The sequence below is a fragment of the Kitasatospora aureofaciens genome (assembly GCF_001188955.3).
GTDB classification, from domain to species: Bacteria; Actinomycetota; Actinomycetes; order Streptomycetales; family Streptomycetaceae; genus Kitasatospora; species Kitasatospora aureofaciens.
In genome coordinates this window covers 41,223-52,494 of record NZ_JPRF03000047.1, presented here as the reverse complement: position 1 = coordinate 52,494, position 11,272 = coordinate 41,223, and the positions used below count along the sequence as shown (strand labels likewise).

Genomic DNA, 11,272 nt, shown 5'->3' with positions numbered 1-11,272 from the left:
CGCGCCGATGCCGCCCGCGCCGAGGCCGAGCTGGCCGCCGTCGAGCTGCCCGCGGAGGCCCACCCGTTGCTGCGCGCGGTGCTGCTGGAGGCCCGCGGCCTGCTCGCCGCCCACCGCGGCGACCACCAGCAGGCCCTGCGGCTCTTCCTGGAGTGCGGGCACCAACTGGCCGCCCGCGGCGTGGCCAACCCGGCCTGCGTGCCGTGGCGCACCCACGCGGCGCAGGCCTACCAGGCGCTCGGCGAGCACGCCGCCGCCCGGACCATCGCGGCCGACCCGCTGCCCGGCGGCGACGCCCGGCCGCGCCCGGCGGAGGAGCGCAGCGGCCCGGCCATCGGCACCCGCGACGCCGGGCCGGTCCGGCTGACCCCGAGCGAGCGGCGGGTCACCGAACTGGTGCTGCAGGGCCTGAGCAACCTGGAGGTCGCCGAGCGGCTCTGCCTCAGCAAGCGCACGGTGGACACCCACCTGGGGCGGATCTACCGCAAGCTGGCGATCAAGGGGCGGCCCGAACTGGGGGCCGCGGTCAAGGCGTTGTAGCGGTCACCAGACCGAACTCCGCCCCCCACGGGTCGCGCAGCACCGGCGGCTCCCCCCGGCCCGGCCGGACCAGCCGGGCGCCCCGCTCGACCGCCCGGCGGACACCGTCCGCCGGGTCGGCCGTACCGAACAGCGGCAGCCAGCACGGACGGCCCTGGTCGCTCTCCACCACCCGGGCGTGGGCGACGCCGTCGAGCGCGAACTCGCCGTCCGCGCCGATCCGGTAGCCGAACATCGGCCCGTAGAAGGCTTCGGCCCGGGTGGCGGACGGCACCCGCAGCTCGTGGCCGCAGATCGCGCCCGGCTCGTCGGCGAGCACCACGCCCTCGGCCCGGGCGCCCTCCCAGAAGCCGACCGTGACCCCCGAGGGGTCGACCGCGAGCAGCAGCCGTCCGTTCTCCCCGGCGGGCACCGGCGGCATCACCACCCGTCCGCCCAGCCGCCCGACCTGCGCGCAGCTGTACTCCGCGTCCTTGGTCGCCAGGTAGACGTTCCAGGTGGCCAGCGGTGGCAGCCCCACCGGGGCGGCGCCGAAGCCGCCGATGACCTCGCCGCCCAGCACGGCCAGCTGGTATCCCGGCGACTCGGTGACGAACTCCCAGCCCAGCAGAGCCGAGTAGAACTCCCGGCTGCCGTTCAGATCGGGAGTGATGCAGTCAGCCCAGCACGGTGCGCCGATGGCATAGCCGGTACGTCGAGGCACGGGTCGTCCTTCTCCTTGGTCAAAGCGTGATCGATCAGCCCGGCCGCCTCCTCCGCCCCGCTCACGCCGGGCAGGTGCAGGCAGTGGGTGGGTGCGTCGGCGAGCAGTCCGCTGGAGCCGGCGGGCCAGGTCCTGGTGGTGAACTCCCATGGTGCCAGGCGGACTTCCTCGTCGACGCTGCGGCACAGCCGGACCAGCGCGGGCGGGGCCAGCCGGGCCCGTACCGGCACCACCGGACCGAGGCTCTCCGGCCGTACCAGCAGCACCTCGCCGCCGACCGGCGAGGTGACGGAGCGCCAAGTTCCGTCGGGCAGTCCGGCGCCGCGCAGCCAGGCGGCGGCCGGTCCGCGCGCCTCCAGCGGCGCCAGGTAGGGCAGTACGTGCCCGGTGCGGCGGTCCAGCACCAGAAGCCGTCCGGAGACGAACTCCCAGGAGCGCTGGGCCAGCGCGGCGCCGACGTTGGCCTGCTCCGAGTACGGCCCGCCGAGCAGTGCCACGGTGGCGCCGCCCTTGGCCAGCACCACGGCCTGGGCCAGGCAGAAGCGGTCCTGCAGCGCCGCGAACGGCGGGACCGCGGACGGGACGTTCCCCCAGCCCCGGAAGGTGCGCCGCAGCAATGGCGTTCCGTCACTGCGGCGGACCAGGAAATCGCCGGGAGCGTCCTTCCCGGGGGCCCGGGAGAATTCGACCCGCAGCTGATCGGGGTCCCGGGAAATCCCGGTGAGGTGCGGCCCGAAATGGAACGAGATCTCGTCGCGGTCGGCCTGGACGAGGGCGATCTGGAGGCCGAAGAAGTTCAGCACAATCGGCTCGATAACCGGCACTGTCGCTCCTGGCGGTTTGTTGCACATTCAATTTATGCGGTGTCCGGGGTTCGGACGCCGGCTCTCCGCCGCGGACCGGCCGGGCTGCCCGGCGGCCGGTCCCGGTGCGGAGTCATCGGGTGCGCTGGCCTGCGGAAGCGGCCGTTATCCCCAGCGCCAGTCGGCGGGGGTCGCCTTGCCGCCGAGCATCAGCAGCTGGGACTCGTGGAGCTGGGTGGTGAGGTGGTTCGTGAACTGCTGCACCGAGGCGGTGCCGGGGCTGACGGCCGGCGCGGAGTCGGTCGCGGCGTGCGCGGATCCGGCCAGGACGCCGCAGGCGACGGCCAGCGCGGCCGCGGCGGTACAGGCGAGCTTGCGGCAGGAAAGCAGCATGGAGAACCCCCAGGACAAGTGTGTTCGGAAGCGGGTGCCGGCCAATTCCCCGACTTCGTCGGTCGGCCGTCGGTGATGACGGTCCGTGATCATCGGCGGGCCCGGCTGGGGAGCTCGCGGCTCCCCGACAACCGAAAGTCTGGAGGACGTCTAGCGCTATCGGAAGGTGTTCGGGGCGGCAGGAAGATCGCCGTGGCACCTTGGTGCCATTGCCTTCTCATTACCTTTATCCCGACCGGCCGTCCGTTGCCGCCGTGCTGCCCCGGAAGAAACGCCTACGCAGTTGTCCCGACCTGTCCGTCCTGGCATGATCGGGCAGCGGACTTGTCCGGCCGAGCGCCGGAAATCGGTACGGGCTACGGGGGAGTGGTGCGCCGATGACGCGGGGGATCGACGATGCCGCGCAGGCGGTCTACCGGTTGATGCTGACCGATCATCAGCTGGATGTCGAGGGGCTGGCCGGAAAGCTCGGCCTGACCGAGGACCAGGTCCGCGCCGCCCTCGACCAGCTCGCCGGCCTGCGCCTGCTCCGCCCCTGCGAGGACGACGCCCCGGGCGAGCCGTCCGGCGCCCTGCGCCCGGTCGACCCGAGGGTCGGACTGCCCGCCCTGCTGCGGTACTACGAATCCGTCCAGCAGCGCGCCCAGCTGGAGTTCGAGCGCCGCCAGGCCGAGATCTCCGGCATGCTCGCCCAGTTCCGCGACGAGTCGGCCCGCGAGGACAGCCAGCTGGAACGGCTGCTCGGCATGGCCACCGTCCAGGCGCGGATGGAGGAGCTGGTCGGCTCGGTCCGCGACGAACTGCTCACCTTCAGCCCCGGCGGCGCCCAGTCCGCCGCCTCGCTCCAGGCCAGCCGCCCCGACAACGAGGCACTGCTCGCCCGGGGCGTGACCATGCGCACCGTCTACCTCGACTCGGTGCGCAAGGACCGGGCCACCGTCCAGCACGCCGAGTGGCTGACCGGCCTCGGCTGCGAGGTGCGGACGGTACCCGCCCTGCCACTGCGCATGCTGGTCATCGACCGCGGGGTCGCGCTCGTCCCGATCGACCCGGCCAACACCCTCAAGGGCGCCGTCCAGATCTCGTCACCCGGCGTGCTCGCCGCCCTGGTCTCGCTCTTCGAGCAGACCTGGTCCGACGCCACCCCCTTCGGGGCCCCGCGTGAACGCGACGAGGAGGGCCTCACCCGCCAGGAACAGGAACTCCTGCGCCTGCTCGGCCAGGGCTACACCGACGAGGCCGCCGGCAAGCACCTCGGGGTCTCGCTGCGCACCACCCGCCGGATGATGGCCGACCTGATGGACCGGCTCGGCGCCCGCAGTCGCTTCGAGGCCGGCCTGCTGGCCGGGCGGCGCGGCTGGCTCTGACCGCTTCCGGCGGTGGAGGTGATCGTTCCTCAAAAAGTCTGGACTGCAGGCAGTTCCGTCGAACTGTTTCGTCCTGATCCGTTTCCGTGTTCCGCCGGGCCGCGACAGACCTGTCGGGGACGGGAGGCCAAGGTCCTGGTCGGCCTGGGCTTCGAGGAGGGCCTGACCGGCCCGGCCGCCACCGGGCCGAAGGTCACCACGGCCGGTTACGGCAAGGGCGCCGAGGGCGCCGCCGACCGGATCGCCGCCCGCTACGGCGTCACCGCCACCGAGTCGGCCCCGGCCGCCGCCGGCCACGTGGTGGTGACCCTCGGCGCCGCCTTCACCGGCGTCGCCTCCGGCCGCCCCACCGCCGCCCCGACCGACCCGGGCAGCAACGTGGCCCGGCAGGGCCCGATGGTCGACGCCCAGGCCGACGGCGGCATCCCCTGCGTCTTCCGAGACGGCCGACCGCGTGTTCCGAGCCGCTCGACGGCACCGAGTCCGAATCGGGTGGTTTGGGGGGTTCTGTAGGGATCTCCCCGTGACTGCCGGGGTCGTTGGTGTACCGGAGGTCAGTGATCACCTTCGGTCTCAATATGATCGGAAGCCACGATGGTCGGACTGTACCGACCTTCGTACGTACAACCAGGGAGCGGTTCTGACCGTCTCCCCCTGTGCGGTGCGCCAGATCGTCCGGGGCGTCGCTTCCGTCGGTGAAAGGTACGCGCATGTCAGGTCGGAGGGGCGAGAGCCCGGCTCGGGGCGAGAGCGCGTCCGACGCGCTCCCGGCGGAAGGTACACCGGGCACCGTGCCCGCGCCGCGCTCCGGCGGCCGGGCCGAGGCCCGTCGCGCCGCGCAGGGCAAGGGCGCCGGCGCGGCGGACGGCACTTCCGGCGGACGGGCGGCAGCACGGCGCAGCGCCAAGCCCAAGAAGAACGTGAAGAAGATCGTCGCCTGGTCGGCGGCCGGCGTGCTGGTGCTGATCGCGGGCACCGGTGGCGCGATCTACTACAAGCTGAACGCCAACATCAAGTCCTTCGACGCCGACGCGATCGCCACCGACCGCCCGCCGGAGGCCCAGGCCGACGCGGACGGCAACAAGCCGGTCAACGTGCTGCTGATCGGCTCCGACAGCCGGGGCGGCAACAACTCCGACCTCGGCGGCGGCGAGGACGGCGGCGCCCGCTCGGACACCACGATCCTGCTGCACGTCTACGCCGACCACAAGCACGCCGTCGGCATCTCGATCCCGCGCAACACGATCGTGCCGATACCGTCCTGCAAGCTGCCCAACGGCAAGTGGACCAAGGGCGGCAACGACCTGTTCAACGCCGCCTTCTCGGTCGGCGGCAGCGACGGCGGCAACCCGGCCTGCACCCAGAACACGGTGGAGAAGGTCACCGGCATCCGGGTCGACCACACCATCGTGGTCGACTTCAACGGCTTCGCCGCGATGACCAAGGCCGTCAACGGCGTGGACGTCTGCCTCCCGAAGCCGATCTACGAGGGCGACGTCAACCCCAACCTGCACAAGAAGGGCAACCTCGTCCTCCCGCAGGGCAAGCAGACCGTCGAGGGACAGCAGGCCCTCGACTACGTCCGCCTGCGGCACGGCATCGGCGACGGCTCCGACATCGGCCGGATGAAGCGCCAGCAGGCCTTCATGAGCTCGCTCGCCACCAAGATGAAGAAGGAGGGGATGAGCCCCACCAACCTGCTGCCGCTGGCCGACGCGGCGACCAAGTCGCTGACCGTCGACCCGGGGCTCGACTCCGCGGACAAGCTGCTCTCCTTCGGCCTGTCGCTCAAGAACATCGACATGCACGACCTCAAGTTCGTGACGGCGCCCTGGCGTTACCGCACCCAGGACGCCAACATCGACCTGGTCCAGCCGGACGCCAACAAGCTCTGGGAGACCCTCAGGGCCGACCAGACCATCGACGGCCAGAACGCCACCGGCCAGCAGCCGGACGCCGGCGGCAGCCCGAGCGCCCCCCCGCAGCAGGCCGCGCCCAGCACGCCCGCCGCCCCGGCCGGGGACGCCTCCAACGCCTCGATCAAGGTCGCGGTCTACAACGGCACCGTCGCCAACGGCCTGGCCGGCAAGGCGACCGACCTGCTCAAGGGCGCCAAGTTCGCCGCCAGCACGGCGGGCCAGGCGGCGAGCACCAAGTACAAGACCACCACGATCGAGTACAGCACCAGCCAGAAGGCGAACGCCGAGAAGGTCGCCGCGCTGTTCCCGGGCGCCAGCCTGGAGCCCAGCAGCGCGCGGGGCATCTCGGTGATCGTCGGCCAGGACTTCGCCGCGGCCAACGGCATGGGGACGACCACGGCCGGCACCGCGAGCACCACCCCGGGCGCCCAGACGCCCGCGGCGCCGCTGCCCACCACCGTCACCAACGACGCCCGCTCGGCGGACGACGACATCTGCGCGAACACCACCTACGGCAGCGGCGGCTGACCGCGGGCACCGGACCGACGGGGACGGCCCCGGGGCGCGTGCGTCCCGGGGCCGTGCCATCGTGGCAGGTAGTGGGGGCCCCACCGGTCACCGAAAGGCGGACTCCGTGCCCGAGATCGCCATGCAGATCGACATCGCCGCGCCCCGCGCGGCCGTGCTCGACGCGCTGAACACCCACGACGGGCTGACCAGCTGGTGGACCACCGGTGTGGACCGCGAGGGCGACGTGCTGCTCTTCGACTTCCCCGGCGTCCCCGAGCCGTTCCGGCTGCGTCGGGAGCGGGCCGACCGGGACCGGGTGCTGTGGGCCAACGCCGGGGCGTTCCCGCCGCACTGGGCCGGCACCTGGATCAGCTGGGACCTCGCCGACCAGCCCGACGCGCCCGACCGCACCCGGCTGCTCTTCCGGCACGGCGGCTGGCAGCCGGGCAGCGAGGCGGGCGTCCCGATGGTGGCCGGCACCTGGGCCGAACTGCTGGTCCGGCTCAAGGACTACGCACAGAGCGGCAAGGTGCAGCCGTACTTCGTCACCACGATGCGCCACGACGAGCAGTGAGCAGCCGGCGGCCCCGGGCCGCCGGTCGCCCGCCAGGGCGCCGTCCGGTGGCGGGAACGCGGCGGCGGGCCGAAGGTGGGCGGTGTACCCCGTCGTACCGCCGTCCGCGCGGACGGCCGTACCGGTCGGGCCGGGCCCCGCCCGCCCGACGACCACAGCCGGCCACCACCGCCTCCGGGAGGCCCAGCAATGCCCGTAGTGACCGACCCGTACAAGCCCGGCACCCCGTGCTGGATCGACCTGATGGCGAGCGACCAGCAGGCCGCGCTCGACTTCTACCGTGACCTGTTCGGCTGGCAGGGTGAGATCGGCCCGGCAGAGTTCGGCGGTTACGCCGTGTGCACGCTGGGCGGCCGCCCGGTCGCCGGGATCATGGCGCAGTCCGGGCCCGAGGGCCAGCCGCTGCCCCCGGTCGCCTGGACCACCTACCTCGCCTCGGACGACGTCGACGCGGCCAGGGCCGCCATCGCCGGGGCCGGCGGCACGGTCCTGTACGACCCGATGGACGTCGGCGCGCTCGGCCGGATGATGGTCGCCGCCGACCCGACCGGCGCGGTGTTCGGCGTCTGGCAGGCGATGGACTTCATCGGCGCGGGCGTGGTCAACGAGCCCGGCGCACTGGTCTGGAACGAGCTCAACACCGCCGACACCGGCGCGGCCGGCGGCTTCTACCAGTCGGCCCTGGGCCTGCGCCCGGCCACCATCCAGGGCATGGACGGTTACTACTCGCTGAACGTCGGCGACCGCACGGTGGGCGGCATGCAGGAGATCCCGAAGTACCTGGACGCCGGCACGCCCTCGCACTGGATGCCGTACTTCTCGGTGGACGACACCGACTCGGTGGTGGACGCCCTGGTCAAGCAGAACGGCACGGTGGTCCAGCCGCCGTTCGACATGCAGTCCGGCCGGATGGCCGTGGTCAAGGACCCGCAGGGCGCGGTCTTCGCCGTCATCCAGGCGCCCGAGGCCCAGCTGCCCGACTCGCCCTGATCCCGCCGCCCTTCACCGCCGCGGCGACCGGACGCCGCCCTTCCCGCGACGCGCCGCCGGGAATGGGCGGCATCCCCCGCGCTCCCTGGGGCAGACTGCACCCATGCTGGGGCTACCCGACGACATCCGCGCTTTCCTCTTCGACCTCGACGGAGTGCTCACCCAGACCGCCACGGTGCACGCCGCGGCCTGGAAGGACACCTTCGACGCCTTCCTGCGCGCCGAAGCCGCCCGCACCGGCGGGCAGTTCGTCCCCTTCGACGCCGTCACCGACTACGACACCTACGTGGACGGCCGACCGCGCCTCGACGGCACCCGGGCCTTCCTGCACAGCCGGGGCATCGACCTGCCCGAGGGCACCGAGGACGACCCGCCGAACGCCCGTACCGTGCAGGGGATCAGCCGGGCCAAGAACGACACCGTGCTGCGGCTGATCCGCGAGCAGGGCGTCGCGCCGTACGAGGGCTCGGTCGCCTACGTGCGCCGGCTGCGCGAGCTGGGGCTGCCCAGCGCGGTGGTCTCCTCCAGCGCCAACTGCCGCGACGTGCTGCGCTCGGCGGGCATCCTGGACCTCTTCGACCTGATCGTGGACGGCGTGGTCGCCAAGCGGCAGGCCCTGCCCGGCAAGCCCGCCCCGGACACCTACCTGTACGCCGCCCGCGAGCTCGGCGTCGAACCCGCGCACGCCGTCGTCTTCGAGGACGCCCTCGCCGGGGTCGCCTCCGGCCGGGCCGGCGGCTTCGGCGCGGTGGTCGGGGTCAACCGCACCGGACAGGCCGACGAACTGCGCCGCGACGGGGCCACGGTGGTCGTCGACGACCTCTCCGAGCTGCTGGGGGAGGGGAAAGCATGAGCGAGCGGAGCACGGGGGTCCCCCCGGCCGGAGGCCGGGGGAGGACCGTCGAGGGGCGCGTGTGGGCGAATGCCCCTGCCGAGCGGAGCGAGGTGGGCGCATGAGTCCCGCGGACAACTTCTCCGTCGACCCCTGGCAGATCACCGAACACGGGGTGGACGCCACCTCGATGGCGCGCGCCGAGTCCGTCTTCGCGCTGTCCAACGGGCACATCGGCCTGCGCGCCAACCTGGACGAGGGCGAGCCGCACGGCCTGCCCGGCACCTACCTCAACGGCGTCTTCGAGCTGCGCCCGCTGCCGTACGGCGAGGGCGGCTACGGCTACCCGGAGTCCAGCCAGAGCGTCATCAACGTCACCAACGGCAAGATCATCCGGCTGCTGGTGGACGACGAGCCCTTCGACCTGCGCTACGGCGAACTGGTTGGCCACACCCGATGGTTGGACTTCCGCGAGGGCCTGCTGCACCGCGAGTGCGAGTGGACCTCCCCGGCCGGGCGGACCATCCGGGTGCGCTCCTCCCGGCTCGTCTCGCTCACCCAGCGCGCCATCGCGGCCGTGGAGTACAGCGTCGAGGCGGTGGACGGGCCGGTGCGGGTCGTGCTCCAGTCCGAGCTGGTCGCCAACGAGCAGCTGCCCGGCGGCCCCGAGGGCGACCCGCGCGCCGCCGCCGTCCTGGAGGCCCCGCTGCAGGCCGAGGCGCACCACGCCAGCGGCACCAAGGCCGTCCTGGTGCACCGCACCCGGTTCAGCGGCATCCGGGTCGCCGCCGGGATGGACCACGTCATCGAGGGCCCGGAGCGGCTGGACACCGTCGCCGAGGCCGAGTCCGACCACTGCCGGATCAGCGTCACCACCGTGCTGGAGCCCGGGCAGCGGCTCCGGCTGGTCAAGTTCATGTCCTACGGCTGGTCCGGCACCCGCTCGCTGCCCGCCGTGCGGGACCAGGTCGAGGCCGCGCTGACCGCCGCCCGGTACACCGGCTGGGACGGCCTGGTCGCCGAACAGGCGGACTACCTCAGGGAGTTCTGGGAGACCAGCGACGTCGAGATCGAGGGCGACGTCGAACTCCAGCAGGCCGTCCGGTTCGCCGTCTTCCACGTCCTCCAGGCCGGCGCCCGCAGCGAGGAACGAGCCATCCCCGCCAAGGGGTTGACCGGCCCCGGCTACGACGGCCACAGCTTCTGGGACACCGAGGCCTTCGTCCTGCCGGTGCTCACCTACTGCCTGCCCGGCGCCGTCAACCAGGCCCTGCGCTGGCGGCACACCACCCTCCCGCTCGCCCGCGAACGAGCGGCCCAACTCGGGCTGTCCGGAGCGGTGTTCCCCTGGCGAACGATCCGCGGCGAGGAGTGCTCCGGGTACTGGCCGGCCGGCACCGCCGCCTTCCACATCGGCGCCGACATCGCCTCCGCCGTCGCCCGCTACGTCCGGGCCACCGGGGACCACGAGTTCGAGCGCGAGTACGGCCTCGAACTCCTGGTGGAGACCGCCCGGATGTGGCGCTCGCTCGGCCACCACGACAGCGCCGGGAAGTTCCGGATCGAGGGCGTCACCGGCCCCGACGAGTACAGCGCCGTCGCCGACAACAACGTCTACACCAACCTGATGGCGCAGACGAACCTGCGCGCCGCCGCCGAGGCCGCCGTTCGCCACCCGCGCGAGGCCGGCGAGCTCGGCGTCGACACCGAGGAGACCGCCGCCTGGCGCGACGCCGCCGCCGCGATGTACGTCCCGTACGACGAGAACCTCGGCGTCCACCCCCAGGCCGACGGCTTCACCCACCACCAGGTCTGGGACTTCGAGGGCACCCCGCCGGAGAAGTACCCGCTGCTGCTGCACTACCCGTACTTCGACCTGTACCGCAAGCAGGTGGTCAAGCAGGCCGACCTGGTGCTCGCCATGCAGGTCCGCGGCGACGCCTTCACCGACGAGCAGAAGGCCCGCAACTTCGCCTACTACGAGCGGCTCACCGTCCGCGACTCCTCGCTGTCCGCCTGCACCCAGGCCGTCATCGCCGCCGAGGTCGGCCAGCTCGACCTCGCCTACGACTACACGGCGGAGGCGGCGCTGATGGACCTCCACGACCTCGGCGGCAACACCCGCGACGGCCTCCACATGGCCTCGCTCGCGGGCGCCTGCGTCGCCCTGGTGGCCGGTTTCGGCGGACTGCGCGACCACGGCGAGGTGCTCGACTTCCGCCCCCGGCTGCCCGCCGGCCTGATGAAGCTGAGCTTCTCCCTGATGGTGCGCGACCAACTGCTCGGCGTCCGGATCACCCACGGGGGCACCACCTACACACTGCGCCGCGGCGAGGTGATCCACCTGCGGCACGACGGCGAGGCGGTCCAGGTCAAGGCCGGCTCCCCGGTCACCCTGCCCACCACCGTCCCGCCCGCCCAGGAGCCCTGCGCCCAGCCGCCGGGCCGCGAACCGGCCCGCCGCCAGGCCCAGGCGGGCCTGGCCGCGGGCAAGCTCGGCCAGCAGGACCACCTGGCGGCGGAGTAGCCCGGCCACTCCCGCCCGTCCCCGCGGCGCGGGGCCGTTCCCGGGCCCCGCGCCCTCACCCGTTCGGCCCACCCCGGGTGCACGCCCCCGCCGATGCGCCGGAGGGTGCAGGTG

The 11,272-nt window shown here is 73.1% G+C and carries 11 protein-coding genes; 8 read left to right on the top strand and 3 right to left on the bottom strand.

Annotated elements, in window-relative coordinates; genetic code table 11:
• On the top strand, positions 1–540 hold a 540-nt coding region (locus tag HS99_RS43615; protein ID WP_244915999.1), incomplete at its 5' end, for a helix-turn-helix transcriptional regulator.
• Here HS99_RS43615 and HS99_RS45355 read toward each other — a convergent pair.
• The 3 genes from HS99_RS45355 to HS99_RS28900 all read right to left on the bottom strand — a co-directional run bounded on the left by HS99_RS45355 (position 527) and on the right by HS99_RS28900 (position 2,439).
• Positions 527–1,243, bottom strand: a complete 717-nt coding sequence (locus HS99_RS45355; RefSeq protein ID WP_030289801.1) for a VOC family protein — start codon at positions 1,241–1,243, stop codon at positions 527–529. The two genes, HS99_RS43615 and HS99_RS45355, sit on opposite strands and share 14 nt — an antisense overlap.
• Positions 1,177–2,067 carry a hypothetical protein gene (locus HS99_RS28905; protein ID WP_141763844.1) on the bottom strand — a complete coding sequence of 297 codons (891 nt, stop codon included), beginning with the start codon at positions 2,065–2,067 and terminating at the stop codon, positions 1,177–1,179. The genes HS99_RS45355 and HS99_RS28905 overlap by 67 nt, the downstream gene beginning before the upstream one ends.
• 144 nt (positions 2,068–2,211) lie before the next feature.
• Positions 2,212–2,439, bottom strand: coding sequence for a hypothetical protein (locus HS99_RS28900; RefSeq protein ID WP_030555336.1), 228 nt, complete (start codon positions 2,437–2,439; stop codon positions 2,212–2,214).
• Positions 2,440–2,816: 377 nt separating this feature from the next.
• Here HS99_RS28900 and HS99_RS28895 point away from each other — a divergent pair, with 377 nt between their 5' ends.
• The 7 genes from HS99_RS28895 (at position 2,817) to HS99_RS28865 (ending at position 11,158) form a co-directional block, all read left to right on the top strand.
• Positions 2,817–3,806, top strand: a complete 990-nt coding sequence (locus HS99_RS28895; protein WP_030289798.1) for a helix-turn-helix domain-containing protein — start codon at positions 2,817–2,819, stop codon at positions 3,804–3,806.
• 12 nt (positions 3,807–3,818) lie between these two features.
• Positions 3,819–4,319, top strand: a complete 501-nt coding sequence (locus HS99_RS28890; protein WP_030598001.1) for a LytR C-terminal domain-containing protein — start codon at positions 3,819–3,821, stop codon at positions 4,317–4,319.
• A gap of 278 nt (positions 4,320–4,597) precedes the next feature.
• Positions 4,598–6,253, top strand: coding sequence for an LCP family protein (locus tag HS99_RS28885; protein WP_030555339.1), 1,656 nt, complete (start codon positions 4,598–4,600; stop codon positions 6,251–6,253).
• A 106-nt stretch (positions 6,254–6,359) separates the two neighbouring features.
• On the top strand, positions 6,360–6,809 hold the full coding sequence (locus HS99_RS28880) for an SRPBCC family protein (RefSeq protein ID WP_046385446.1): 450 nt from the start codon (positions 6,360–6,362) through the stop codon (positions 6,807–6,809).
• 189 nt (positions 6,810–6,998) lie between these two features.
• The gene (locus HS99_RS28875; protein WP_030289794.1) at positions 6,999–7,799 is read left to right on the top strand and encodes a VOC family protein; all 801 of its coding nucleotides are present in this window, start codon (positions 6,999–7,001) and stop codon (positions 7,797–7,799) included.
• A gap of 103 nt (positions 7,800–7,902) precedes the next feature.
• Positions 7,903–8,652, top strand: coding sequence for an HAD family hydrolase (locus tag HS99_RS28870; protein WP_030289793.1), 750 nt, complete (start codon positions 7,903–7,905; stop codon positions 8,650–8,652).
• Positions 8,653–8,752: 100 nt separating this feature from the next.
• Positions 8,753–11,158, top strand: a complete 2,406-nt coding sequence (locus tag HS99_RS28865; RefSeq protein WP_030289792.1) for a glycoside hydrolase family 65 protein — start codon at positions 8,753–8,755, stop codon at positions 11,156–11,158.
• Positions 11,159–11,272: the final 114 nt, after the last annotated feature.

Bases quoted from the DNA above. Each gene is read 5' to 3' on its own strand.
- HS99_RS28870 (WP_030289793.1), top strand. From the start codon at position 7,903: ATGCTGGGGCTACCCGACGACATCCGCGCTTTCCTCTTCGACCTCGAC.
- HS99_RS28900 (WP_030555336.1), bottom strand. From the start codon at position 2,439: ATGCTGCTTTCCTGCCGCAAGCTCGCCTGTACCGCCGCGGCCGCGCTG.
- HS99_RS28865 (WP_030289792.1), top strand. From the start codon at position 8,753: ATGAGTCCCGCGGACAACTTCTCCGTCGACCCCTGGCAGATCACCGAA.
- HS99_RS28895 (WP_030289798.1), top strand. From the start codon at position 2,817: ATGACGCGGGGGATCGACGATGCCGCGCAGGCGGTCTACCGGTTGATG.
- HS99_RS28875 (WP_030289794.1), top strand. From the start codon at position 6,999: ATGCCCGTAGTGACCGACCCGTACAAGCCCGGCACCCCGTGCTGGATC.